This window comes from Venatorbacter sp. C2-1 (assembly GCF_022832715.1).
Taxonomy (GTDB): domain Bacteria; phylum Pseudomonadota; class Gammaproteobacteria; order Pseudomonadales; family Oceanobacteraceae; genus Venatoribacter; species Venatoribacter alkanivorans.
This window is the reverse complement of record NZ_CP094879.1, coordinates 1484220-1507990: the sequence shown is the minus strand read 5'-3', so window position 1 is coordinate 1507990 and position 23771 is coordinate 1484220. Positions and strand designations below refer to the sequence as shown.

Annotated in this window: 26 protein-coding genes; 13 read left to right on the top strand and 13 right to left on the bottom strand. The window is 54.4% G+C overall.

The genetic code is table 11. From position 1 onward, the window contains the following. The first annotated feature begins 5 nt into the window (after positions 1 to 5). Positions 6 to 995, top strand: a complete 990-nt coding sequence (locus MT343_RS06815; RefSeq protein ID WP_145469388.1) for a hypothetical protein — start codon at positions 6 to 8, stop codon at positions 993 to 995. Between the two features lie 86 nt (positions 996 to 1081). On the opposite strand, the gene ccmI is transcribed toward MT343_RS06815, so the two are convergent. From ccmI to ccmA, 9 genes are read right to left on the bottom strand one after another with little or no spacing between them, the layout of a single operon-like run. Then, the gene (ccmI, locus tag MT343_RS06810; RefSeq protein WP_145469387.1) at positions 1082 to 2299 is read right to left on the bottom strand and encodes a c-type cytochrome biogenesis protein CcmI; all 1218 of its coding nucleotides are present in this window, start codon (positions 2297 to 2299) and stop codon (positions 1082 to 1084) included. Next, positions 2296 to 2757 carry a cytochrome c-type biogenesis protein gene (locus MT343_RS06805; protein ID WP_145469386.1) on the bottom strand — a complete coding sequence of 154 codons (462 nt, stop codon included), beginning with the start codon at positions 2755 to 2757 and terminating at the stop codon, positions 2296 to 2298. The genes ccmI and MT343_RS06805 overlap by 4 nt, the downstream gene beginning before the upstream one ends. Further along, the gene (locus MT343_RS06800; protein WP_145469385.1) at positions 2754 to 3269 is read right to left on the bottom strand and encodes a DsbE family thiol:disulfide interchange protein; all 516 of its coding nucleotides are present in this window, start codon (positions 3267 to 3269) and stop codon (positions 2754 to 2756) included. Before MT343_RS06800 ends, MT343_RS06805 begins: the two co-directional genes overlap by 4 nt. Continuing rightward, positions 3266 to 5242 (bottom strand): heme lyase CcmF/NrfE family subunit, encoded by a 1977-nt coding sequence (locus MT343_RS06795; RefSeq protein WP_145469532.1) that lies wholly within the window; start codon positions 5240 to 5242, stop codon positions 3266 to 3268. The genes MT343_RS06800 and MT343_RS06795 overlap by 4 nt, the downstream gene beginning before the upstream one ends. Positions 5243 to 5261: 19 nt before the next feature. Then, positions 5262 to 5723, bottom strand: coding sequence for a cytochrome c maturation protein CcmE (ccmE, locus tag MT343_RS06790; protein ID WP_145469384.1), 462 nt, complete (start codon positions 5721 to 5723; stop codon positions 5262 to 5264). Further along, on the bottom strand, positions 5707 to 5895 hold the full coding sequence (gene ccmD / locus MT343_RS06785) for a heme exporter protein CcmD (RefSeq protein WP_145469383.1): 189 nt from the start codon (positions 5893 to 5895) through the stop codon (positions 5707 to 5709). The genes ccmE and ccmD overlap by 17 nt, the downstream gene beginning before the upstream one ends. Continuing rightward, on the bottom strand, positions 5895 to 6641 hold the full coding sequence (locus MT343_RS06780) for a heme ABC transporter permease (RefSeq protein WP_145469382.1): 747 nt from the start codon (positions 6639 to 6641) through the stop codon (positions 5895 to 5897). The genes ccmD and MT343_RS06780 overlap by 1 nt, the downstream gene beginning before the upstream one ends. Before the next feature lie 5 nt (positions 6642 to 6646). Continuing rightward, entirely contained in the window at positions 6647 to 7315 is a 669-nt protein-coding gene (gene ccmB, locus MT343_RS06775; RefSeq protein ID WP_145469381.1) for a heme exporter protein CcmB, read from the bottom strand. Beyond that, complete coding sequence (gene ccmA, locus MT343_RS06770) at positions 7312 to 7959, bottom strand: cytochrome c biogenesis heme-transporting ATPase CcmA (protein WP_145469380.1); 648 nt, start codon at positions 7957 to 7959, stop codon at positions 7312 to 7314. Before ccmA ends, ccmB begins: the two co-directional genes overlap by 4 nt. A gap of 114 nt (positions 7960 to 8073) precedes the next feature. On the opposite strand from ccmA, the gene fliK reads away from it, so the two are divergent. Both fliK and MT343_RS06760 read left to right on the top strand, forming a co-directional pair. Then, the gene (fliK, locus tag MT343_RS06765) at positions 8074 to 10041 is read left to right on the top strand and encodes a flagellar hook-length control protein FliK (protein ID WP_145469379.1); all 1968 of its coding nucleotides are present in this window, start codon (positions 8074 to 8076) and stop codon (positions 10039 to 10041) included. A gap of 11 nt (positions 10042 to 10052) precedes the next feature. Next, positions 10053 to 10340 carry an EscU/YscU/HrcU family type III secretion system export apparatus switch protein gene (locus tag MT343_RS06760; protein WP_145469378.1) on the top strand — a complete coding sequence of 96 codons (288 nt, stop codon included), beginning with the start codon at positions 10053 to 10055 and terminating at the stop codon, positions 10338 to 10340. Positions 10341 to 10437: 97 nt separating this feature from the next. Here the strand turns inward: MT343_RS06760 and MT343_RS06755 are convergent, their stop codons facing one another. Further along, positions 10438 to 11100 carry a TetR/AcrR family transcriptional regulator gene (locus tag MT343_RS06755; RefSeq protein WP_145469377.1) on the bottom strand — a complete coding sequence of 221 codons (663 nt, stop codon included), beginning with the start codon at positions 11098 to 11100 and terminating at the stop codon, positions 10438 to 10440. Between the two features lie 224 nt (positions 11101 to 11324). On the opposite strand from MT343_RS06755, the gene hemN reads away from it, so the two are divergent. Beyond that, positions 11325 to 12704, top strand: a complete 1380-nt coding sequence (hemN, locus tag MT343_RS06750) for an oxygen-independent coproporphyrinogen III oxidase (protein ID WP_145469376.1) — start codon at positions 11325 to 11327, stop codon at positions 12702 to 12704. Next, on the top strand, positions 12673 to 13260 hold the full coding sequence (locus MT343_RS06745; RefSeq protein WP_186435939.1) for a TlpA family protein disulfide reductase: 588 nt from the start codon (positions 12673 to 12675) through the stop codon (positions 13258 to 13260). The genes hemN and MT343_RS06745 overlap by 32 nt, the downstream gene beginning before the upstream one ends. Before the next feature lie 12 nt (positions 13261 to 13272). Here the strand turns inward: MT343_RS06745 and MT343_RS06740 are convergent, their stop codons facing one another. Continuing rightward, the gene (locus tag MT343_RS06740; RefSeq protein WP_145469374.1) at positions 13273 to 13872 is read right to left on the bottom strand and encodes a hypothetical protein; all 600 of its coding nucleotides are present in this window, start codon (positions 13870 to 13872) and stop codon (positions 13273 to 13275) included. Positions 13873 to 13986: 114 nt separating this feature from the next. Between MT343_RS06740 and MT343_RS06735 the strand changes: the two genes are divergently transcribed. The 3 genes from MT343_RS06735 (at position 13987) to MT343_RS06725 (ending at position 15765) form a co-directional block, all read left to right on the top strand. After that, positions 13987 to 14748 (top strand): GNAT family N-acetyltransferase, encoded by a 762-nt coding sequence (locus tag MT343_RS06735; RefSeq protein WP_145469373.1) that lies wholly within the window; start codon positions 13987 to 13989, stop codon positions 14746 to 14748. A gap of 123 nt (positions 14749 to 14871) precedes the next feature. After that, positions 14872 to 15354, top strand: coding sequence for a DUF4442 domain-containing protein (locus MT343_RS06730; RefSeq protein ID WP_145469372.1), 483 nt, complete (start codon positions 14872 to 14874; stop codon positions 15352 to 15354). Between the two features lie 78 nt (positions 15355 to 15432). Next, a complete protein-coding gene (locus tag MT343_RS06725) occupies positions 15433 to 15765 on the top strand; it encodes a hypothetical protein (protein WP_145469371.1) in 333 nt (110 codons plus the stop codon). A gap of 4 nt (positions 15766 to 15769) precedes the next feature. Here the strand turns inward: MT343_RS06725 and MT343_RS06720 are convergent, their stop codons facing one another. Continuing rightward, positions 15770 to 16708: a GGDEF domain-containing protein gene (locus MT343_RS06720; RefSeq protein ID WP_145469370.1), complete on the bottom strand. Its 939-nt coding sequence runs from the start codon at positions 16706 to 16708 to the stop codon at positions 15770 to 15772. A 275-nt stretch (positions 16709 to 16983) separates the two neighbouring features. Between MT343_RS06720 and MT343_RS06715 the strand changes: the two genes are divergently transcribed. From MT343_RS06715 to MT343_RS06695, 5 genes are read left to right on the top strand one after another with little or no spacing between them, the layout of a single operon-like run. Beyond that, on the top strand, positions 16984 to 17790 hold the full coding sequence (locus MT343_RS06715; protein WP_145469369.1) for a glucosaminidase domain-containing protein: 807 nt from the start codon (positions 16984 to 16986) through the stop codon (positions 17788 to 17790). A 1-nt stretch (position 17791) separates the two neighbouring features. Beyond that, on the top strand, positions 17792 to 18166 hold the full coding sequence (locus MT343_RS06710) for a PilZ domain-containing protein (RefSeq protein ID WP_186435938.1): 375 nt from the start codon (positions 17792 to 17794) through the stop codon (positions 18164 to 18166). A gap of 35 nt (positions 18167 to 18201) precedes the next feature. Continuing rightward, entirely contained in the window at positions 18202 to 19386 is a 1185-nt protein-coding gene (locus tag MT343_RS06705) for an acetate/propionate family kinase (RefSeq protein ID WP_145469367.1), read from the top strand. A 7-nt stretch (positions 19387 to 19393) separates the two neighbouring features. Next, entirely contained in the window at positions 19394 to 21511 is a 2118-nt protein-coding gene (pta, locus tag MT343_RS06700; RefSeq protein ID WP_145469366.1) for a phosphate acetyltransferase, read from the top strand. A gap of 3 nt (positions 21512 to 21514) precedes the next feature. Next, positions 21515 to 22399, top strand: coding sequence for an acyltransferase (locus tag MT343_RS06695; RefSeq protein ID WP_145469365.1), 885 nt, complete (start codon positions 21515 to 21517; stop codon positions 22397 to 22399). Between the two features lie 54 nt (positions 22400 to 22453). Here MT343_RS06695 and MT343_RS06690 read toward each other — a convergent pair whose 3' ends face one another. Next, positions 22454 to 23704, bottom strand: a complete 1251-nt coding sequence (locus MT343_RS06690) for a GGDEF domain-containing protein (RefSeq protein ID WP_225691677.1) — start codon at positions 23702 to 23704, stop codon at positions 22454 to 22456. Positions 23705 to 23771 lie beyond the last annotated feature (67 nt).

Here is a 23771-nt window from a genome sequence, read left to right as displayed (position 1 = left end):
CCGCTATGAAATCCAACCGCCTCACCCTTGCACTTTGCCTCGCCGCTCCTCTGGCACAGGCCGAATTTTCCAATACGTCCTACAGCTTCTTTGCTGCCGGCTTTGAGAATGTGAATTACTCGGAGCACCTCGATAACTTTGGCGGTTCAAAGGTCGATTCAAGTTTTTCTGCCACCAATTTTGTTCAGCGCTCCGGCGGCTATACCGCCATTGACGAACATTTCGGTTTCTTTATTAAGACAGCCTCAACGCTGATTGCTCAGGAAGAAACAGAAAAGTGGGACGCCAGTGGCTTTTCCGGCCCGGTGCAGGAAGATGTAGCGGCAATGAACTATCAGGCTCTGGATACCACCATGGCCTACCATATGGGCAATGGCGGTTACTGGCTGCTGGGTATTCATTATCAGAAAATCAGCTTTTCCCGCTTCGGCTGGGAAAGCACGGATCAGACCGAAAGCTTTGCCGATTCTATCGAAGACTATATCCGCAATACTCCGGCGTTGTTTAATCCGATTCAGACAGGTATCAGTAACGGCTCCTTTAAGGATTCTGCGGGTAATATTATTACCACCGAAGCCGAATACTTTGCGGCAACCCGCTATAAACCAGAAGATACCCTGGAGGTTGTATTCGAAGATGCCAGCTCTTTCAGCCTGACCGGTGGCTATGAATACGACAGCTACTTTATGAACCAGTCACTGGGGCTGCGTTATATTGCCGGTGCTCAGTTAGGGTTAAACCTGTATGAAAACGTACTGAACAGCGGAAATAACAAAGCGCTTACCCGCAATTTTGGCGGTGGCATTGATCTGCGTTTAACCGCCGGTATTGGCTACCAATTCCGTCCGGAAGTCGGTGCGATGGTTATGCTGGATGCCAACGGCAGCTGGCGTGATGGCATTAAAGAAAAGCTGAATTCAGCACAAACCGTAGAACTGCCGGATAACACCTTTTATGCCTACGCTCTGACCGGCAGCGTGTTCTGGAATTTCTGAAAAACGGAAATATTCGCGCTAAAAAAACCGGGCAGTGCCCGGTTTTTTATTTCTGCCTGTCGCTGAATGCCAGGCACTGCTGAATACTAAGGCAGCAAGTCACTGATGGTCAGTTTAATCAGATTTTCTTCATGATTACTGACGGGTGACTGCTCGGCCTGCCAGTCACCACTTTGTGGCATTGGCTGGCCCGATTTGGAAATCCGCGCCACCAGAGCAACCTGTTCATGACTGCTGAGGTTCATACCCGGCGCCATCGCCTGTGCGTCACTCAGGGTAATCACCTGTGGTAACTGAGCGACTGTCAGCTTCTGTACGGCTAATGGCATTGGCGGGCCACTGACAGCACGGGCCAGAACAAACACAGTATCCGCCGGATCAACGGCGGCCTTAGCTTCAGCAGAAAGATCCACCAGCACTTTAATTTCGCTGCGTTTCATCCAGCTTAAATCCACCTCACCACCCTGCTCACGCACGTGTTCAACCGCACGTAAAATACCCTGTGCCAGCATTTGCGCTTCCGGGGAATCGCCCATGCCCAGCCACAGCTGACGCCAGTAATTAACGGCGCCCTGATAATCTTTTAATTCGAAGGCGAGCATACCGGCCATACCTAACGCCTGACGATTACCCGGAGTCAGTGCCAGTGCGTCTTTTAACAGCTGGTACATGCCGTTATCCGCTTTCTGATCAGCGGCAAAGAAGCGTGCCTGAGCCAGAAGTGTCATGGTCGCTGCACGGTCAGCGGTTGCCTCTTCCGGCAAGGCAACCAGAATATCGGCAAAGACTTCTGCGGCCTGAGCAAAATCGCCATTGGCATTCAGTAAACGGCCGCGCAGGTAATTCCACTCGATATTGCCCGGTTGCTTTTGTCCGGCAGCGGCAAGGCGCTCAATTAATTCACTGCGTTCCGGCTGCGTCAGTTCAACCTGACTGGCTTTTTCCAGCAACTCAGTGGCGCGCAGTTCATTCGCGGCACCCCACTGCTGATACAGCAAGACGGTTCCGGCCACAGAAAACAGCAGCAACGCCAGAGCAACCGGCCAGCGATAACGTGCAGGAGATGCTACTGCCTGACGACCGGCATTACCGCTGGACGCCAGAAATTCACGATCCAGCTCCAGCTGCAGTGCCTGCTTTTGTTCCTCATCCAGATCGCTGGCCGCCAGCTCATCGGTGCGTTCCTGATACAGACGCAGATTTTCTTCACTCTGATAACGGTCATCAGCTTTTTCCCGGTGCCAGACCGGCACCAGCAAAAACATCAGCAGTAACAGACTCAGTAATAACAGTGCCCAGATCATGAAGATTTCGCCTTATTTTTTAATGCCTGCAGACGTGCCTGCTCTTCTGCACTTAACGGTGCTGCTGGTTGTTTCTGACCGCGACGGATCAGCACCAGTAATAACAAACCAAATACGAAAACCAGCGCAGGACCAAACCACAGCAAAAAGGTTTCTGCGCGGAATGGCGGGTTATAACGCACAAAATCGCCATAACGGTCGACCAGATAGCCGACAATTTCTTCGTCGCTCTGACCTTCCTGCATCAGCTCGTACACTTTATCGCGCAGATCAACCGCGACCGGGGCATTGGAGTCCGCCAGATTCTGGTTCTGACATTTCGGGCAGCGTAAATCCTGTGCCAGCTGCTCAAAGCGCGCGGCATCGTCAGGATCGTCAAAGGGATATTTATAACCATCAACCGTTGCCAGTGCTGACAGTGGCAGCAACAGGCAGAGAAACAGGAAAATTTGCTTCATTGCATCGCCTCAAATTGCGGCTGCAGTTTGTCCCAGACCGCAGGATTCAGATCGCCGATATGCTTAGCGCGGATAATCCCTTTGCTATCGACCAGAAAGGTTTCCGGCGCGCCATAAACGCCGAGTTCCAGACCTAACTTGCCATCAGGATCGGCGATATTAAACAGATAAGGATTGCCGTAAGCCTGCAACCACTGACGGGCTTTAAAATCATCGTCTTTGTAATTAATGCCGACGATTTTAACGCCCTCTTTGGCCAGCTCATTTAAAAAAGCATGCTCGGCTTTACAGGTTGGGCACCAGGTTGCCCAAACATTCACCAACACCGGCTCCTGCGGTAAATGATTGGTGCTTTCGCCAGACTCAACGGTATTCAGAATAAAGGTCGGAAACGGCTTACCGATTAATGGTGACGGCAGCGAGGTTTTATCCTCCTGACCCAGACCGATCCAGAACAGAATGCCCATGGCAATAAAACCGACCAGTGGAATAAAAAGGAACGCGCGGTTCATGCGCTCACCTCCTGTGCAGTGTTTGCCTGAGCATTATTCTGTGGTGCATTTTTACGCTGGCGGTAACGCTTATCCAGCATGGCCAGCAAACCACCCACCGACATAAAGATCGCCCCCAGCCATACCCAGCGCATAAAAGGTTTTACCTGCAGACGCATACCCCAGGCACCATCGGCCAGAGGTTCCCCCATGGAGACATACACATCGCGGAACAACGATACATCAATCGCCGCTTCGGTCATGATCGAACCGCTGGCGTTGTAACGGCGTTTCTCCGGCTGCAGCAGAGCAATCTCGCGCTCGCCGTCATAGACACGGAAACGAATGGCATCAGACACGTAGTTCGGTCCTTCCACATGGCCGGCATCAACAAATTCAAAGCGGTAATCACCAAGCATTTCCGAATCGCCTTTGGCCATACGAACCGACACTTCTGTGCTGTAATTCGCGACCATGGTGACGCCGATAATAGTGATCGCCACACCAAGATGCGCCAGTACCATGCCCTGATAGCTCAGACCCAGCTGCGGAATACGGCTTAAACGGCCACGGGCTTTTTTCCAGACATCCACCAGCGTGGCGCCAATCAACCAGAAACTGACGCCCATACCCAGCAGCACTTTCCAGTTCATTGTGCCGTCAGCCAGCAGTGGGACGGCAAAACCGAGCAGCACAGCGGCAACCATCGCCGCCACGGTTTCAGAGCCCAGACGCTTGAGGTCATCGGCTTTCCAGCGCGCCATAGCACCCAGCGCAATCACCAGCCCCAGCACGACGCTGATAGGTACAAACATAAAGTTGAACCAGGACGCACCCACCGACAGCTTGCCCATGCCCATAAAGTCGATAATCAGCGGATAGAGGGTGCCCAGCAGAATGGCAAAGGCCGCCACCAGCAACAGCAGGTTATTAAGCAGCAGGAAGCTTTCACGCGACACCCAGCTATAACGGCCCACCGACGCCACGGTCGGCGCTTTAATGGCATACAGCAATAAGGAGCCACCCACACAGATACCCAGCAGCGCCAGAATAAACACCCCGCGCTCAGGGTCAGAGGCAAAGGCATGTACTGAGGTCAGTACACCGGAGCGCACCAGGAAGGTACCCAACAAACTCAGGGAAAAAGCAAAGATAGCGAGCAACACCGTCCAGCTTTTAAACAGGCCGCGTTTTTCAGTCACCGCCAGCGAGTGCAGCAACGCAGTGGCCACCAGCCACGGCATTAATGAAGCATTCTCAACCGGGTCCCAGAACCACCAGCCGCCCCAGCCAAGCTCGTAATAGGCCCACCAGCTGCCCAGAGCAATACCCAGGGTCAGAAAAATCCAGGCAGCCATAGTCCACGGACGTGACCAGCGTGCCCAGGCGGCATCCAGACGCCCACCCAGCAACGCCGCCAGAGCAAAAGCAAAGGCAACCGACAGACCGACGTAGCCCATATACAGCGTTGGCGGGTGCACAATCAGACCAAAATCCTGCAGCAGCGGATTCAGGTCAGCGCCTTCCTGCGGCATGCTCGGCAGGTTACGTTCAAAGGGATTAGACGTTTCCAGGGTGAACAGAATAAAGCCCACCGACACCATCCCCATAATCGACAGCACCCGCGCCACCATATCCAGCGGCAGCGATTTACTGAACCAGGCAACCGCCAGCCCCCAGCAGCCCAGCATGGTTACCCACAGCAACAGCGAGCCTTCGTGAGCGCCCCACACAGCACTGATCTTGAACGCAGTCGGTAAAGCGGTGTTGGAGTTTTTGGCAACATAAGCCACCGAGAAATCATCCACCACAAAGCAGTAAGCCAGAATCACCAGACTGATGATCAGAAATAACGCCTGTGCACTGGCCAGCGGGCGGGCATAAGCCATCAGCCAACCCTGACCACGGCGCACACCGACCAGCGGTACCACCACCTGAATCGCAGCCACCAGCAGCGCAAAAATCAGTGCCAGCTGGCCAAACTCAGGCAGCATTCCGGACAGATTTCCCATGTCAGTATCTCGCTTCTTCTAAGGCCTGCTTACCGTTCTGGTGCGCTTTTTCCAGCGCATCCTTCACTTCCGGCGGCATATAGTTTTCATCGTGTTTGGCCAGCACTTCCGAGGCGACGAATACACCGTCCTCACCCAGTTTGCCCATCGCCACAATCCCCTGCCCTTCGCGGAACAGATCCGGCAGGATACCTTCGTAGGCAATGGTCACTTCCGACATACCGTCACTGACCACAAAGCGCACACCCAGGCCACTGTCATCGCGCACGACACTGCCCGGTTCGACCAGACCACCAGCGCGGATAGTACGGCCAACCGGTGCTTCACCACTGGCGATCTGGGTCGGCGTCATAAACAGATTGATATTCTGGCTGAGCGAATACATCAGCAGGCCAACGGCAGTACTCACACCGAGCACCATAAACAGAATCAGAGTCAGACGTTTTTTACGCTTGGGGTGCATGCTTTTTCTCCCGGCGCAGACGCTGGGCCTGCTCTTTCAGTAAACGACGACGACGCAGCAACGGCTGAGCCACATTTAAAGCAATAATCACGGCAGTCAGACCATAAGACAGCCAGACGTACAGGCCGTGGTGACCCATGGCCAGAAATTCGCTAACACTGTTGAATTCCATCAGGACTCCAGAATCTGTTTGACCCAGCTGCGCTTACGTTCGTGCCATAAAATTTCATTGCGCGTACGCAGAATGACCAGCAGAGCGAAGAACACATAGGTGGTAACAATCATGATCAGCAGCGGTATCAGCATGTCCGGATGCATGCTGGGCTTCTCCGTCAGCTTCAGCGTGGCCGGCTGATGCAGGGTGTTCCACCACTCCACTGAATATTTGATAATCGGAATATTCACCAGCCCAACCAGCGACAGAATGGCGCCGGCACGATAAGAACTGTCTTCAGACTCCATCGCCTGCTGCAGCGCCATCACGCCGAAGTACAAAAACAGCAGCAACAGCATCGAGGTTAAACGCGCATCCCACACCCACCAGGTACCCCAGGTTGGTTTGCCCCAGATGGCCCCGGTCAGCAACGCAATCAGACAAAAGCTGGCACCGATCGGCGCAATCACCTTCGCCACCCAGGCCGCCATTTTCATCCGCCAGATCAGGTACACCGCACCGGCCACGGCCATCATCATAAAAGCACTCTGCGCCAGAATGGCCGCCGGTACGTGGATATAAATAATGCGGAAACTGTTGCCCTGCAGATAATCCGCGGGCGCATACAGCAGCCCCAGAACCAGTCCGACCACCGTGCCGATCACCGACAGAACGGCCAGCCAGGGAATCCAGCCGGTGGTAATTTCATAAAACCATTTGGGTGATCCCAGACGGTGATACAGCTGTTTAAGCCACTGCCACATAACAACTACCGCGATAAGTTGAGTTTTAACGCCGCCGCCGAAGCAAAGGGCGTCAGACATAACGCCAGCGCCAGCATGGCGCCGAGAAAACCAATCTGGCCGTTCCAGGCCATACCAATGCCCGCATGGTACACCGCACTGGCAGCAAAAATCAGAACCGGAATATACAGCGGCAGAATCAGCAGGCTGAGTAACAAACCACCGCTGCGCACACCCGCCGTTAACGCCGCGCCGACCGCGCCAAGCAGACTGAGTACCGGAGTTCCCACCGCCAGACTCAGAATCAACGCCCAGAAAGCATCATCCGGCAGCGCCAGCATCAGCCCCAGCACCGGCGCCATCAGGGTTAACGGCAGACCACTGATACACCAGTGCACCAGCGCCTTGCCCAGCGACATCGCATACAGCGATTCTCCCGACGCCAGCCACTGCTCCAGCGAGCCATCTTCCACATCGGCTTTATACAGAGCATCCAGCGACAACAGGGTTGCCAGCAAGGCGGCAACCCAGATCACGCCACCGGCAATCTTGCTTAAAAACTTAGGGTCCGGATCAACGGCCAGCGGAAACAGTGCTGCGACCATTAAGAAAAACATCAGCGGGTTCAGCCATTCACCGGGATTGCGCGCTGCCAGTAACAGGTCACGCTTAATGGTTGCGGTTACCAGACTCATGCGCGGGCACTCCCCAGTTCCAGCTGTCGCAGACTGGCAATATTCTCCAGTGCGTGGTGGCTGGTAATAATCACCGCGCCGCCACTTTCAACCTGACGCTGCAGGCGACCTTCCAGCCAGCGCACGCCGGCTTTATCGAGTGCGGTAAAGGGTTCATCGAGAATCCACAACGGGGTTGGCGCCACACATAAACGTGCCAAAGCCACGCGACGCTGTTGGCCGGCTGACAGCTGCTGACAGGTGGTTTCTTCATAACCGCCCAGCTCAACCTCATCCAGTGCCGCCCACAGCTGATCGTCACTGACGTTCCAGCTGCTGACCAGCCAGCGCAGGTTTTCCAGCGGCGTCAGCGCTTTTTTCACCGCCGCCAGATGGCCCTGATATAAACGCTGTGAAGCATAAGCAGAAAAATCATCGGTCAGAGGCTCTCCGCACCACAGCAGTTCGCCTTCATAGTCACGGTTCAGTCCGGCCAGCAAACGCAGCAGCGTGGTTTTACCGGCGCCGTTCGGCCCCGCCAGTTGCAGCAGATCACCGTTGCCAACCGCTACATCCAGCTGCTCAAACAACACCCGGTCGTCGCGTTCACACAGCAACTGCCGGGCCTGCAAGTCGATAATGGTGGAGCCTGACGTGGCGGTCATGATGAACCTTATTCGAAAAAATCCGCGGCATTATATACAAAATCCCTCTGTCAGGACGGAAGCCGCCGAACTAAGATGGGTAAAGATGCGTAAACCTTGGCCGATATCAACATTATGCAACCCGAATCCGTCCCTCTTATCTCATCCGCGACCCTGAAGGCGGCCGCTCTGAATAAGGTTCAGGCGGAGGCTGGCAAGGCTGTGGACACCCCGGCATCCGGCCATGTTCAGCAAAGCAGTACAGCTGCGACAGGCACTGCCGGGACAAGCTCAGAAGCCGCGCGCCAGTCTGCCACGCAGAATTTTAATGCCCGGGTGATCAGCAGCATCGCCACCGATGAAGGTTACCGTCTGACCCTCGAAGGCCAGGATAGCTCCGGCAAACCTCAAACCCTGCAGGTCAGCAGTCAGTACCCACTGCCACGCAATACCCGGTTAACCCTGCAATTGAGCCAGGATGCAGACGGCCAGATGCGCCTGGGCATAACGGATATAAAACTCCCGCCGCAGACCAGCCCGTTACCAGAAACTTCAGCCAGCACTCTGAAACTGGCCGCCGAAGCGCTGCTCGCGAGTCTGAAAAGCAACGACAAAACCGCGGCACAGATACCTGTATCGCCAACAACTGCTGCCACAGGCAACAACCCCGGTGTCTCACAGCCAGGACAACCGGCAGCGCCTCTGCCGGCTCTGATCAGCCAGTTTCTGGCCAGTCGCCTGCCCTTGCTGAACACAACAGCCACAACCTCTGCGTCGCTCAGCAGCATATTGCCAGCCGGAGTAAATTCAGCCGGTATCTATACCAACCCGACCAGAGCACAAGCGGGCAACAATACTGCACTACTCGCAGGCTCAGCAGCCGGATTGCCCGGTACGGTGACCGCGCCATCCGGTTCAGAACAGGCACCTCCCAGCGCAACTCAGATGGGATCAAGAACGGATAGTGCGCGGCTCTTATCGGGCTCAGCCTCAGCTTTGCAACAACTGTTACAACAGCCCGGACTGCCAGCCAGTGTGCGTCAGCCGCTGCAGCAGTGGCTGAACCAGCTGCCGCAAATACCGCAGCTGCAACAGCCCGCAGCCCTGCGTGAAAGTGTGCTGAACAGTGGCCTTATGTACGAAAACAAAGTAATGACCCTGCTGCAAAGCGCACTCACACAGCCAGCTCCGGGTATTTCTGGCCCAGGTATTTCTGGCGCAGCGACACCAGACTCTGCAGTAACCTCTGACAGCAGCTCGCTGTTCCGTACCCTTTGGGCCAAAGCCGGAATGGCGCAAGCGGCGGAACATCTGCAAACACTCAAAACGGCATTACAGGCTGCAGGCGATACTTCAAATACCACTTCCGGAGCTGCACCGGTCAGTCCAGCAGATGCCTTAACAGCAGCCCTGCAGACGACGCGCGAGCGACTTGAAACAGCAACAGAAACGCCCGCTCCTGCAATCAGCAACAGCCTGCTGCAACAGATTGAGCACCTTCTGCACAGCGACACTAAAGCCGCGATGGGCAAAGCGCTGCTTGCCTGGTTGCAGGTCATTGCCCAACACCGTGGCAGAGATGGACAGCTCTCCGCACCACGGGAGCTGCCACTGTCATTGCCAGCCGGTCTGCGTGACAACCTGCCGGAAGGCTTTCGCCTGCTGCACAGTACTCTGGCTCAACTTGAAGTTGACCAGGCCCAGCGTCTGCAGAATGGCGGCGACAACAGCCTCAGTATTCCGCTGTATTTCCGTGATGATCAGCAGCCCAGAGAAATCCGCCTGCAACTACAGAAAGAAGAAACCAGCAGCAGCGACAACGAACAGAAAAAAGTCATACGCTGGCGTCTGAAACTGCATTTCGAACTGCAGCAACTGGGGCCGCTGGACGTGGAGCTGGACATGACCCTGCCGCAGCTGGCCGCGACCTTCTGGTCAGAACAGCAGGACACACTGGCGCAACTGCAACGCAGCCTGCAGCCGTTACGCAGTCGCCTGCAACAGATGGGAGTCGAAGTCAGCGAGTTACGCGCCCGCCATGGCCGGCTGCCGGAAACCAGCCGCAACAGCATCAGACAGAGCCTGGTGGATGTGCACAGCTGAGGAGACGCACAATGAGCATTCCACAATCACTGCTTGAAGCCAGCGAAGCCATCGCCCTGAGTTATGACGGTGTCAGTGCACCCAAAGTCAGTGCCAAAGGACAGGATGAGCTGGCTCAGGCCATTATTCAGCTGGCACTGCAGCATCAGGTGCCGGTTTACGAAAATGCCTCACTCATGCGCTGGCTCGGACAGCTCGATCTGGGGGATGAAATCCCGCAGCAGTTGTATCAGGTGATTGCCGAGATTCTGGCCTTTGTGTATGCGCTGGAAGGTAAGACTCCGGGGCAGGTATCTTAGAGCCTGTTTAATTAGTGTTGACGGCCCTAAGACTGGCTGCCAAAGAAGCAAAAAAACGCCGGTTAAACCGGCGTTTTTTATTTAAGCATCAGACGGCTCAGACGATACGTTCGGCCTGGCGCTCCAGCGTCGACAGTAACCAGCTGATATGCGCCTGCACCACTTCATCCGGAATCAGATCCACGCCGGCCAGCAACATTGGCAATGCGCGGTAGCGGTAGGAATCAATCAGACCGTGAATAGAAGCAACGAAGAACAACGCCAGTTGCTGTTGCGCAGCTTCGCTGCGCTCCGCCAGCGATGGCACAGCATCACTGAGCAGCGATAAAAGATGTCGTTGCCATTCTTCAACCAGACGTCCGACCTGCAGCTGAATATCCTGATCAACAGCTTCAGTTTCATCCAGACTGAGCAGTGGTGGCTGAAACATCAGCTGGTAATAACCGGGAAAGCGCTGGGCAAAGGCAATCAGCTGTCCGGCAAAAGCATAGAGAGAATCGGTGGGACTGTTACTGCTCGACATCTGCTCGTTGATATCAGCAAACGCCAGATCAAACCCACGACGGCGGGTATGAATAAATAAAGATTCTTTGTTCGGGAAGTAGTTGTAAATATTGCTCGCAGTCATTCCCAGCTGCGACGCCAGCTTGCGCATGGACAGATGATGAAAGCCAACTTCGGCCATCACGCTGGAGGCACTGTCCATAATTCGCTCACGCTGTGCCGCAATCTCTTCCGCTGTAAACGGCTTCTTTGGCATGTCCCCACCCCTTCCAAGTCTCTGCTTCTACAGATGTCGTTATATATCGAATTTAACTATAAAACGTCTGATCTTTTGCAAAATCAAGACTGTTAGCGGCCAAAGTCGTAAAAAGTTGAATAAATGTCAATTAAACGTCACGACTGGCATCTTGATATGGCGCAAGGCCCGGCGAGCCCTACGCTCTACAATGACGGCTGATTTCTGTTACCTGTGACGACACCATGACTGAACAACTCCTGTGGGACCCTCTGCTGATCCAGCGTTACAACAAACCCGGTCCGCGTTACACCTCCTACCCGACTGCCGTTGAGTTCCGCCCGGCAACCGACGATCTGGGTGAACGGGCAGCATTCAGTCAACGTGATTCCGGCAAGCCACTGTCGCTCTATATTCACGTCCCGTTCTGCCGCCACGTCTGTTACTACTGTGGCTGTAATAAAATTGTGACCAAAGATACCGGGCGTGCCGCCCCCTATCTGGAGCAACTGAAGAAAGAAATTCTGCTGAAACGTGCCCTTCTGGATAAGAAAGCCGTGGTTGAACAGCTGCATCTGGGCGGCGGTACACCGACGTTTCTCAGTGATGACGAGCTGGTTGATCTGGTGCAGTTCCTGCGTCAGAACTTTAGCTTCAGCAACGCCGACAGCGCCGATTACTCTATTGAAATCGACCCGCGCGAGCTGCGCCCAAACACTCTGAAAGTACTGCGTTCACTGGGCTTTAACCGCCTGAGCTTTGGCGTGCAGGATCTGGAGCACAAGGTGCAGGAAGCGGTTAACCGTATTCAGCCGGAATCCATGATCCGCGCCGTTATGAACGATGCCCGCGCGCTGGGTTTCCGTTCTATTAATATGGATCTGATCTACGGTCTGCCCTTCCAGACACTGGAAAGTTTCGACCGCACTCTGGACAGCATTATTGATATGTCTCCCGACCGCTTATCGGTTTTTAACTATGCCCACCTGCCGGAGCGCTTTAAGCCACAGCGCCGTATCTGTGCCGACGATCTGCCGGGCGCCGATGAAAAACTGGCCATTCTGGGTCATTGCATCACTAAACTCTCTGCTGCTGATTACCACTACGTCGGCATGGACCATTTTGCCAAACCCGATGATGAATTGGCCCGCGCTCAGGCGGCAGGGAAACTGCACCGTAATTTTCAGGGCTACACAACCCACGGTGATTGCGATCTGATAGGCTTTGGCGTGTCGTCCATCAGCCAGATTGGCGATTACTACCTGCAGAATCAGGTAACTCAGGCAACCTGGGAGCATGCGCTGAATGATGACCGCCTGCCGACGATGAAATTGTTGATTGCCAGCGCCGAAGACAAACTGCGGCGCACCGTGATTGCCGAACTGCTCTGTCATCTGAAATGCGAATTTGCCGCACTCGATCAGATGTTTGCCATCGACAGTCGTCAACATTTGCAAAGCAGCCTTGATGAGTTAGCACCGATGGTGAATGATGGCCTGGTAATCATCGATCAGCATGCCATCCGCATCACCGACAAAGGACGCTTACTGGTACGTAATGCCTGTATGGCATTTGATACCTATCTGCAACAACATGAGCAGCAACGATTCTCCAAAGCCATCTGAATCCTCTCCCCGCAGCGCGCGCAGCAAATGGCTGCGCCGCGCGGCCGAACTCCTTCTGTTTGTTTTACTGTTCAGCGCCCTGAGTCACTGGCTCAGCCGCCATATGCTGCATGCCGGCAGTTATGCCCCCTCACTGCAGCTCCCCATACTACAAGGTAATCAGCCAGACGCTGCCAATAGCAGCCAGAACCCCGGCAATCATCTGACGTCCGGAGATCTGAACTGGCCTGCAGCCCATCCGCGTACACTGGTATACTTTTTTGCGCCCTGGTGCAGCATCTGCCGCGTCAGCATGCCCGGACTCAATCTGCTGGGTAGTGAAGATCTGCGCGTTGTAGCGGTTGCGCTGGACTGGGAAACCCGGCAGGAAGTTGAAACTTTTATTCATTCGATAGGCTTCACAGGCGAAGTTCTGCTGGGTAACAAGAGCACCGCCGAGCAGTATCAGGTACAGGGCTACCCGAGCTATTACGTGATGGACAACAACGGGGAAATTCTGCATCAGGACAGAGGACTGAGTACACCTCCCGGGCTGTGGCTGCGTACTCAGCTATAAACAGATAACGATTCAGAGCAAACCAGGTTCACCATTCCAGAAACCCCAGCTATCCCCGTCGTATTGCAGATAAACCCGTTTTTCAAACGGCTTTTGAAAGGACTCCAGACTACGGCGCAGGGTACGGGCGGTACGGAAAGCCGGATCTTTAGCCCAGTGCTGCAGGTCATCGACATACCACTGAATATAGGCCTCGGCGTAATAGTAATCACCGATCTTATAAGGGCTCGATAACTCCACCAGTTTTTTCAGTTTGCCGGTCCCGTAATAAAACCCTTCCTGAGTACCCTGCTCCCGGTGTTCCAGCGGATAATCGTAAATCCAGGTCGCCAGCACTTTGCGTTTACGCCGGCCGTCTTCCTCAACCTCTGCCACTCTCATCTGCTTATCACGCTGCAACAGCCCATAACGGAACAGGCCATCCAGCAATCCGGCATCTTTATCTTTACTGCTGCGCTCAATTTCATAAGGCATAGGAAAAGGGAGCCACAGCAGGGGCTCAGCCTGCAATGCACGGGAAACCAGCTCCGCAGCGGTGTTTTCACCAAGAACCGGCTGCGCAGAAACTGTTCCACAACACAGTAACAGAATTGTAATAATTAACGGTTTCATAAATCCTCCCCGTCACTTAGCATAGCCGCCCTTTAGACGAATGTCGGACTTGTCATAGAAATGTCACAGCCCTGACTTAGAGTCGCGCTGATCAACAAGATAACAGGATTGACTATGCAGCAAGCCACTGCACGCCAACAGACTGAAACCCTCGAATCGCCACTGGTTGCCCGTATTACACAGGATCCAAAGGAGATACGTCAGGCTCTCGAACTGCGTTATCGTGTTTTTGCCGAAGGCATGGGCGCCAGCCTGCCCACCGCCAGCGAAGGCATCGATAAAGATGATTTCGACGACCTCTGTCTGCACCTGATTGTAAAAGACGTGATGAGCGACCAGGTGATTGGCTACAGCCGCATCCTGACCAACGAGCTGGCACAACGCGCCGGTGGATTCTACTCCGCCACCGAGTTTGACCTCAGCAACATCGTGCTGCCGGGAAAAACCTATATGGAAATTGGCCGCACCTGCGTTGATCCGGATTTCCGCAGTGGCGCCGCCATCGGACTGCTGTGGTCCGGCATCGCTCAATTTATGTCAGCGCACAATATCGATTACCTGATGGGCTGCGCCAGTATTCCACTGAACGAAGGCTATGCCCGCACCATCGCCATTGTGAATCATCTGCGCGAAAAACACTTCACGCCCGAGCACATGCGTGCTGAACCTAAAGTGCATATGCCACGTATTGATGTCGATATCGACGGTAAATCGCTGGTGCCATCGCTGCTGAAAGCCTATCTGCGCATTGGCGTCAAAGTCTGCGGCGAGCCCTGTCTCGATAAAGATTTTAATGTCGCCGACGCCCTGATTCTGCTCGCCCGCGAAGACATCAACCAGCGCTACCTACGTCACTTCACCAAAACTGATCTCTGACGCTGAACCGGCGTCTGCTGCTTAAGATAATCAGGGGCCTGCGGGCTCCTTTTTATTTCTGTCTTTTCCGCATCAGCCACAACCGCTAGACTGCGCGGCCGCCAATAATGCCGTGAGAAAGTTATGATTAAAAAATTCACCCAGTGGCTGACCTCTGCATCCGGTTTACGCCGCATCCTTAATGTTTACGGGCCTTATCTCGGCGCGGGTGTCAAAGTCCGCTATCTGGCCAAAGACTTCCGCGAAGCCGAAGTCGAAATGAAGCTGCGCTGGTTTAACCGTAACTATGTTGGCACCCACTTTGGCGGCAGCCTGTTCTCTATGATTGACCCGTTTTACATGCTGTTGCTGATGAACAGTCTCGGCCGCGATTACATCGTCTGGGATGCCAGCGCTGAAATTGATTTTATAAAACCCGGACGCGGTATTGTCAGTGCACATTTTCTGGTAACCGATGCCATGCTGGCCGAAATCCGCGATAAAACCGCGAACGGCGAAAAATTTCTGCCGACCTATGAAGTACACATTGTCGATGCCGAGGGCGAACTGGTCGCCCGCGCACGTAAAACCCTGTATATCCGCCGCAAGCCTGCCCCGAGTCACTGATCAACCGCACCTGTACGGCATGATATCGACGGTCTGCTACGCTTAAAGCAGTCACCATCAATGTTGTACAGGAGCCTTATGTCCACCATGACCATCAGTCAGGCCAGCGAACTGATCTGGGACCTGATTCAGACACTGGAAGATGCCTATTGGGAAGCCAGCAACTGCGAAGAAAAAGATCAGGTCTTTAACCTGATGCAGCTGCTGAATGCAGAATATATGGAATTGCTGAAAATCAGCATTCAGGATCATCATTACGAATATGAAGTCATCAGCACCGGACTGGTTTCACTGCAGCAGGCACTGGAAGATTTCCAACGGATTGCGCTGCAGAAAACCCGGCGTCAGAGTACCTCGTCTCGCCTCAGCGCCCTGCTGAATAAACTGAGTGCCAATTTAAGCAGTAACTGAACGATCAGTGTTCCAGCAATTGGCGCACCAGCGCCAGATTCACCGTTTCACTGAATTGATTACGCCCGGCTGATTTGGCGGCATAAAGCGCCTCATCGGCAGCCGCCAATAACAGCTCATGGCTTTCATCGGCCTGGGGTTCGCACCAGGCCAGACCAATACTCACGGTCACATACTGACTCACCGCAGACGCTGCATGAGCAATCGCCAGCCCGGCGATAGCAGCCTGCAAACGCTGAGCAACCACGGCCATCCCCTCAAAGTGAACAGACGGCAGAACCAGTGCAAACTCTTCGCCGCCATAACGGGCCACCAGATCCCGTGGCCGCTGTACCGTTTTCTGCAGACACTGCGCCACCTGAGTCAGGCAACGGTCACCCTGCGGGTGGCCGTAATGGTCGTTAAAGCTTTTAAAGTGATCAATATCCACCATCATCAGGCCGATATTACCGCCTTCCCGTTGTGCCCGGCGCCACTCCGCACAAAGAAATTCATCCAGATACCGGCGGTTGGCAATATGTGTCAGACCATCCGTCACCGACAAGGCTTCCAGCCGTTTGCATTGTGCCCGCTGGGCCAGCTGTTTTTTTATCCGGGTCAGTGCCAGCAACGGGTTCAGCGGCTTACGCAGGTAATCAGCAACCCCTGCCATAAGCGCTTCTGTTTCCAGAACCTCATCAGCGCTACCCAACAGCAGAATATCGCAATGACGGGTTTGCGGATGATTATGCCAACGGCGGCAAAAGGCCGGGAGATCTTCTTCCAGCAAGCCCTGTTCAAGAATCAGCAGATCCGGTATCTGCGAAGGCTCATCCAGCCAGTCATAAAGCTGTGCGCGATTGATCGCTCCGGTCACACAGACTTCCGCAGCCAGCAAATCCCCCAGCTGAGCCTGGAGAGCAAGGGTTTCAGCAGCAATGATGACCAATGGCTGACTGGACATAGAATCGGCTTCCTGAATATTACGTAGACAGCGCACTCCAGCGTATTTGGTGCGCCTTTATTGCTTTATCGGCAAGAATACACCAAAGCGCATAAGCGGTAACAAAAAATCACTGGACTGTGAATATAAGACAATATTCTGACTCGGATGCCTTTCAATTGTGTCAATCAGCAAGACAGTTCGTTGCCGACGTTTCTTCACGCTCCGGTACTGGGGGGAATGCGTTAAATTCGCTAAACTTAGACGAAGCTTTCTTAAAAAAATCAGTTTCTTACATGCCAAAGTACTTAGCATTTATCATCATTCTGGGATTAGCCGGCTGTTGCCGGGAAGACACCCCGCAACCAGACAATGACGTCCGCAGTGCCAGCGCGCAGATACAGCCGCTGCCTGACTTCAGCAGTTACCAGAACGTTAAAGAAAAGAAAAACGCATTCTTCTCTTACCTGTTGCCGTTAATTGAAGAGGCCAATACACGGGTGCTGGCCGAGCGTCAGATCGTGGAGAAGTGGTATCTGGCGCCTGACGAATTAACCGAACGTGACCGGGCAACCTTGCAGGAACTGCTGATCAAATACCGCGTGAATACCGACGACGAAGATGAGCAGAAAGCATTGCTGCTACTGCGGGTCAACACCATTCCGCCATCACTGGTACTGGCTCAGGCCGCCAACGAATCCGCCTGGGGCACTTCGCGCTTTGCTCAGGAAGGCAACAATCTGTTTGGGCAGTGGTGTTTCCGCGAGGGTTGTGGTCTGGTGCCTGAAGCCCGTGGCGGCAGTTCGCGTCATGAAGTACGCGCCTTTGAATCACCACTGGAATCAGTCGAAAGCTATATGCGCAACCTGAACAGCCACCCGCGCTACCGTGAGCTGCGCGAGTTGCGTGAACAGGAAATCGAGCAGAGGGGCTACGCCAGCGGCGAAACCCTGACCGAAGGCCTGCATGGCTACTCAACCCGTGGTCAGGAGTATATTGACGAAATTCGTAATATGATCGAACACAATAAACTGAACCGCTATGACCAGCAGCCTCTGCAGGAAAACCTTCCCGCCGAGCAGCAACCAGTCCCCAGGGGGTAATGTGCAAGCCAATGAACGACGTTTCCGTCAACGCTACGATGCCTCTCCGCTGAAGCTGGAAATCCGCATGCTGAATTTGTTTGGCCGGCCGAAAAAAGCCCATATGGCCATCGCCCGCGATTTTGCCATCGGCGGTATTGCCATTATTTCGCCACTGAAAATGAAGGTCGGTAAACGGCTGCTGATCAGCATCGAAAGCCGTGACCACCGTCTGCAAGCCATTCCCGCCGTGATTATTCGTGCTGAAGCCTCGGGAGGCGATTACCTCTACGCGCTGAAATTTGCGATGGGGCAATTGCCGGAGGTTGCCAGTCGTGGGGCTTACACCGTTCTGCAACGTCTGGAAGTTAGCCTGAAATCCGTCAGCCCGGCCTGAGCCGGGCATACATCGATAAAAGCAAGGAATCTGCTGTGAACCAATCTGTACTTGTCATCAATTGTGGCAGCTCATCCATTAAGTTTGCTCTGTACGCTAATCCCGATGAATCCGCGCCATTGCTGACTGCACTGGCCGAGCGCCTGAATGAACACCAGCCCAGCATCCGTATTCAGGGCGCTATTGAATATCAGGGTGACCTGCCCGCAGACTCCGGCCATAAAGCCGCACTGCTGAGTTTTATTGAGCGCTGTGGTTCAGTGCTGCAAAATCTGCAGGGCATCGGCCACCGGGTTGTGCATGGCGGTGAACTGTTTCATGCCAGCACCATCATTGATGACGAACAGCAGCAGCGCCTGACGACGCTGTCCCCCCTGGCACCACTGCATAACCCAATCAATCTGCTCGGGCTTGAGCTGTGCCGCGAGCTGTTTGCCGGCGTGCCACAGGTCGCCGTATTTGACACTGCCTTCCATCAGACCCTGAGCGAGTCGGCCTACCTGTATGGCGTGCCTTACGAGTGGTATGAGCAGGATGCGGTGCGCCGTTATGGCTTCCACGGCACCAGCTACCGCTATGTCACGCAGGAAACCGCCCGCCGCCTGAAAAAAGCCCCTGAAGACTGCAACCTGCTGATTGCCCATCTGGGGAATGGTTGCAGCGCTGCTGCCGTGCTCTGTGGCCGTTCGGTCGACAGTTCCATGGGCCTGACCCCCCTGGAAGGCCTGGTTATGGGATCACGTTGTGGCGACATTGACCCAGGCCTGATTGAACATATGCAGCGCAGCCGTAATCTGTCACTGGAGCAGATCATGCACGAGCTTAACCGCAACAGTGGCCTCAAAGGTTTGTCTGGTTTAAGTAACGATATGCGCACCCTGCTCGCCGCCGAGGCCGAAGGTCATGAAGGCGCGCACCGCGCAATCCAGGTATTCTGTTTCCGCGTTGCCCGTCAGTTTTCCGCTTTAGCCACCTCTCTGCCAACCATTGATGCCGTGGTCTTTACCGGCGGTATCGGCGAACATGCCGCACCGGTACGCCAGCGTATTCTGGCCGCCTGGCGCCTGATGAACTTCCGTCTCGACAGCGAACTAAACCGTTGTCACGGCGATGAAAACGGACGCATCAGTCAGCCCGGCTCACCGCTGGTTATGGTGGTACCGACCTCAGAAGAGCGCATGATTGCCCTCGACACTTACCAACTGATTGCTGCGAACTGAACCTCTGATGATCAATATTTTTATTGCCCCAACCGGGCTGGAAAGCGGACTCACCACCATCAGCCTCGGTCTGATCCGCGCGCTGGATGCGCAGGGTCTGAAGGTTGGCTTCGTTAAGCCGGTTGCTCCGGGTTACGCCGCCAGCGAACGTTCAAGCCATCTGGTGCGCACCGTACTGCACCTGACAACCCCTGATCCGATGCACCTGAATCTGGTACAGCAACGTATCAGCGACGGCATGCTCGACCGTGTACTGGAAGATGTAATCGCCCTGCACGATGAAGTCAGCCGCGATTGCGATGTGGTACTGATCGAAGGCCTGGTGCCTGACCGCAGCGAACCCTACACCGCCAAACTCAACGCCGAGATGGCGAAAGCCCTGAATGCAGAAGTAATTCTGGTGGCCAGTGGCCGTAACCGCAGTCCCGCCCAGATACAATCGGAGCTGAAGCTGCAGGTTGGTATTTTTGGCGGCTCTCAGGCCAATCTGATGGGCTGCATTATCAACAAAGCAGGCAAAGCACCCGCTCAGCAGGTCATTCCCTCCGGCGAACTGATGTCTCAGGACGCAGGGGTCAGCCAACAGGAACAGGATGCTTTCTGGCAGCTCAGCATGAAGCAATGTCCGGTACTGGGCGTTATCCCCTGGAAAGCCGAACTGGTCAGTCCGCGCATACTCGATATTGCCCGTGCTCTGGATACTCAGACCCTGCACGAAGGCGAACCTGACCGGCGCGTACTGCGCATTGCCCTCTGTGCCCGCACACTGGGCAATATGGTGGATGTCCTGCGTCCCGGCACGCTGATCGTAACCCCAGGTGACCGCGACGATATTATTGTGGCTGCAGCCATGGCCGTCAGCAGCGGTATTCCGCTGGCCGGACTGCTGCTGACCAGCGGACTTCAACCCGGCGAACAGGTTATTAACCTCTGCCGCCCGGCACTGCAGACCGGTATTCCGGTACTGCAGACCCGCATGGATACCTTTACCACTGCCCAGCAACTGACGCAGATGGATACTCACGTATCCATTGATGACGTTGACCGGGTACAGCACATCATGACCACCGTTGCCGAGCACCTGAATATTCCGGTACTGATGGAACGTCTGGGCCAGCCCCATGCTTCACGCCTCAGCCCGGCGGCCTTCCGCTATCAGATTGTTGCCAAAGCGCGTGCCGCACAAAAGCGTATCGTACTGCCTGAAGGCGAAGAGCCACGAACCATTCAGGCGGCGGCAATCTGCCAGCAACGCGGTATCGCCCAGTGTGTGCTGCTCGGTGATCCGGAGCGTATCCACCAGATCGCCCAGGCCAATGAGGTGGAGCTGCCGGAAGGTCTGCAGATTATTGAACCGGCCAGCGTACGTGCCCGCTATGTACCCGGCATGGTCGAATTACGCAAACACAAGCAGCTGACCGAACCTATGGCGCTGGCGCAGCTGGAAGATAACGTGGTGCTCGGCACGATGATGCTGGCGCTGGATGAAGTGGATGGTCTGGTATCCGGCGCAATTCATACCACTGCCAACACCATCCGTCCGGCACTGCAGCTGATTAAGACAGCGCCCGGCGCCAAGCTGGTATCTTCCGTCTTTTTTATGGGACTGCCGGATCAGGTACTGGTTTACGGTGACTGTGCAGTCAACCCTGATCCGGATGCTGAGGAGCTGGCCGATATCGCCATGCAGAGTGCCGACTCTGCCATTGCCATGGGCATTCCCGCACGCATTGCCATGCTCAGCTACAGCACCGGTAAATCCGGCAGCGGCGCCGATGTGGAAAAAGTGCGCGCGGCCACCGAACTGGTACGCCAGCAGCGCCCTGAATTGCTGATTGACGGGCCCTTGCAGTACGATGCAGCTACCACGGCAAGTGTGGCGCGCAGTAAAGCGCCGGACAGCCCGGTCGCAGGGCAGGCAACCGTACTGGTATTCCCGGATCTGAATACGGGCAATACCACCTATAAAGCGGTACAGCGCAGCGCCAATGTCATCAGCATCGGACCAATGCTGCAGGGCCTGGCCAAGCCGGTAAACGATTTGTCCCGTGGCGCACTGATTGAAGATATTGTTTACACCATCGCTCTCACCGCGATTCAGTCACAACAAAATAAAGGAAAATAATAAATGCTTGCGGTTATTACCGGTGTTATTGCCAGCCTGTTGTTGTTTATCAACATCGTGTTCTGGTGCTCCCTGCTGTTTATCTTCACCTTTGTAAAAATCATTATTCCCGTGCCATTGGTACGCAAAGGCGTCACCGCGATTCTGACTGCCATTGCCAATGCCTGGGTCAGCTGTAATTCCGGCTGGATGATGCTGACACAGAAAATGAACTGGAATATTCAGCGGCCGGTAAGTCTGGATAAAAAGGGATGGTATTTCGTTATCAGCAACCATCAGAGCTGGGTAGATATTATCGTGCTGCAACATGCGCTGAACGGCCGCATTCCGTTGCTGAAGTTTTTTCTTAAACAGGAACTGATCCGCGTTCCGGTAATGGGCGCGGCCTGGTGGGCACTGGATTTCCCGTTTATGAAACGCTACAGCAAAGCGTATCTGGAAAAGCATCCGGAAAAACGCGGACAGGATCTGGCGACAACCCGTAAAGCCTGTGCAAAATTCCGCGAAATGCCGACCAGCGTGATGAATTTTCTCGAAGGTACGCGCTTTACTCAGCGTAAACACGACGATCAGGACTCTCAGTTTCAGCATCTGCTCAAACCCAAAGCCGGTGGTATGGCCTTCGCCATGAATGCGATGGGTAACCAGTTCCGCTCAATTCTGGACGTAACCATTCACTATCCGGATGGAATTCCGACATTCTGGGACTTTTTACAGGGAAAGATGCAGCGTTGTACTGTGATTATTAACGAAAAGCCGATCCCGGAAGAATTGCTGGATGGTGACTACGAAAATGACGACACCTACCGCCTGCACTTCCAGCAATGGGTACAGCAGCTGTGGGAAGAAAAAGACCAGCAACTGAGCGCTCTGCATAACGCCAGCTGAGTGCACCTTGCTATGCCGGTTAAATAATCGCCGGTAGGTAATCAGCAGACAGGCTCAGGCCGCAACCACCGAGTTGCGGCCCTGATCTTTAGCCTGATACAACATCCGGTCGGCGATACGCAACAAATCGTCACTGCTGTTTTCCGCCGTTGGAATCATACTTGCCACGCCTGCGCTGATGGTTGCCACAGAAAACTCTGAGGCTTCATGGCGGATACCAAGAGCAACAATACTTTCACGGATTTTTTCAGCCATATAAGCCGCTTCACCCAGCGCTGTATCCGGCAGAATAATAATAAATTCCTCTCCGCCATACCGGGCACAAAGATCTCCGGGCCGCTGGCAGAATGAAGCCATATTACGGGCAATATCGTACAAGCAGCGATCCCCCTGCTGATGGCCATAACGGTCGTTATAATCTTTGAAATTATCGATATCGATCATAATCAGGGCCAACGGCCGTTGCGCCCGCAGGCAGCGGCGCCATTCGCTGGCCAGACACTCTTCCAGATAACGGCGGTTGGCTATGCCGGTCAGGCTGTCAGTGGTCGACAGCAGATGCAGTCGCCGGGTCAGGTATTGCAAGCGCTCTGCTTCCAGCGCCAGTAAGCGGTTTTTCATATAATCGCTGCGCGCAGAAGACTCTATGGCATAAGCCAGATAAGCCCCCATACCGATCAACAACAGCCAGAACAGTACAAACAGTGGCATAAAAATATCAACGATGGCCCCCAGCTCAGCACTGAGCTCCGGTGCATCACTGATCAGCAGCATCATTACGTAACAACTCAGCAGCGATACCGAAACAATCAGCATAGAGCGGTAACTCAACCGCAGCGCCACCAGAGTAAATACCTGAATAGGTATCAGCCCGAGATGGTAAGCATATTTCAGGGCATCAGGAATCAGCTGAATAAAAAAGATAACCGACAGCCCCGCAATAAAAATTCCGCTGGCGGCAATGGTCATCATGTGAGTAGCAAAACGGGAGCGGGGAATCCACCACAGCAAAGCAAACATGGAAATCGTAATCAGCAGGCGGCAGGCAAAAATCAGCCCGGCGTTATCCCCGCCCAGATAAAAGTCCGACCAGGTAAAGCCGAGGTAAAACAGCAGGCCAGCAATGATAATTTTCTGATCGATTTCCAGAAAACGCTGATTACGGAATTCCAGATAACGTTGTTCAAGGCGGCCAGGGAAGCGTAAATGATGACGGCCCTGTTCGAGGATGCCAGAGAGGATATTGATCTGCTCCTCTACTCGCTTTAAGGTGTCACTGTCTTGCTGACTGCTGATGTTTGGCACCGGTTCTCCCACACCCGCCTGCTGGTGTTGACAGAATCCACCAGAACACGGCAAAGCTGAAGTTATT

Excerpts from the sequence above, each read along its gene's own strand:
- MT343_RS06815 (WP_145469388.1), top strand. The coding sequence starts at position 6 with ATGAAATCCAACCGCCTCACCCTTGCACTTTGCCTCGCCGCTCCTCTG.
- ccmI (WP_145469387.1), bottom strand. The coding sequence starts at position 2,299 with ATGATCTGGGCACTGTTATTACTGAGTCTGTTACTGCTGATGTTTTTG.
- MT343_RS06805 (WP_145469386.1), bottom strand. The coding sequence starts at position 2,757 with ATGAAGCAAATTTTCCTGTTTCTCTGCCTGTTGCTGCCACTGTCAGCA.
- MT343_RS06800 (WP_145469385.1), bottom strand. The coding sequence starts at position 3,269 with ATGAACCGCGCGTTCCTTTTTATTCCACTGGTCGGTTTTATTGCCATG.
- MT343_RS06795 (WP_145469532.1), bottom strand. The coding sequence starts at position 5,242 with ATGCTGCCTGAGTTTGGCCAGCTGGCACTGATTTTTGCGCTGCTGGTG.
- ccmE (WP_145469384.1), bottom strand. The coding sequence starts at position 5,723 with ATGCACCCCAAGCGTAAAAAACGTCTGACTCTGATTCTGTTTATGGTG.
- ccmD (WP_145469383.1), bottom strand. The coding sequence starts at position 5,895 with ATGGAATTCAACAGTGTTAGCGAATTTCTGGCCATGGGTCACCACGGC.
- MT343_RS06780 (WP_145469382.1), bottom strand. The coding sequence starts at position 6,641 with ATGTGGCAGTGGCTTAAACAGCTGTATCACCGTCTGGGATCACCCAAA.
- ccmB (WP_145469381.1), bottom strand. The coding sequence starts at position 7,315 with ATGAGTCTGGTAACCGCAACCATTAAGCGTGACCTGTTACTGGCAGCG.
- ccmA (WP_145469380.1), bottom strand. The coding sequence starts at position 7,959 with ATGACCGCCACGTCAGGCTCCACCATTATCGACTTGCAGGCCCGGCAG.
- fliK (WP_145469379.1), top strand. The coding sequence starts at position 8,074 with ATGCAACCCGAATCCGTCCCTCTTATCTCATCCGCGACCCTGAAGGCG.
- MT343_RS06760 (WP_145469378.1), top strand. The coding sequence starts at position 10,053 with ATGAGCATTCCACAATCACTGCTTGAAGCCAGCGAAGCCATCGCCCTG.
- MT343_RS06755 (WP_145469377.1), bottom strand. The coding sequence starts at position 11,100 with ATGCCAAAGAAGCCGTTTACAGCGGAAGAGATTGCGGCACAGCGTGAG.
- hemN (WP_145469376.1), top strand. The coding sequence starts at position 11,325 with ATGACTGAACAACTCCTGTGGGACCCTCTGCTGATCCAGCGTTACAAC.
- MT343_RS06745 (WP_186435939.1), top strand. The coding sequence starts at position 12,673 with ATGAGCAGCAACGATTCTCCAAAGCCATCTGAATCCTCTCCCCGCAGC.
- MT343_RS06740 (WP_145469374.1), bottom strand. The coding sequence starts at position 13,872 with ATGAAACCGTTAATTATTACAATTCTGTTACTGTGTTGTGGAACAGTT.
- MT343_RS06735 (WP_145469373.1), top strand. The coding sequence starts at position 13,987 with ATGCAGCAAGCCACTGCACGCCAACAGACTGAAACCCTCGAATCGCCA.
- MT343_RS06730 (WP_145469372.1), top strand. The coding sequence starts at position 14,872 with ATGATTAAAAAATTCACCCAGTGGCTGACCTCTGCATCCGGTTTACGC.
- MT343_RS06725 (WP_145469371.1), top strand. The coding sequence starts at position 15,433 with ATGTCCACCATGACCATCAGTCAGGCCAGCGAACTGATCTGGGACCTG.
- MT343_RS06720 (WP_145469370.1), bottom strand. The coding sequence starts at position 16,708 with ATGTCCAGTCAGCCATTGGTCATCATTGCTGCTGAAACCCTTGCTCTC.
- MT343_RS06715 (WP_145469369.1), top strand. The coding sequence starts at position 16,984 with ATGCCAAAGTACTTAGCATTTATCATCATTCTGGGATTAGCCGGCTGT.
- pta (WP_145469366.1), top strand. The coding sequence starts at position 19,394 with ATGATCAATATTTTTATTGCCCCAACCGGGCTGGAAAGCGGACTCACC.
- MT343_RS06695 (WP_145469365.1), top strand. The coding sequence starts at position 21,515 with ATGCTTGCGGTTATTACCGGTGTTATTGCCAGCCTGTTGTTGTTTATC.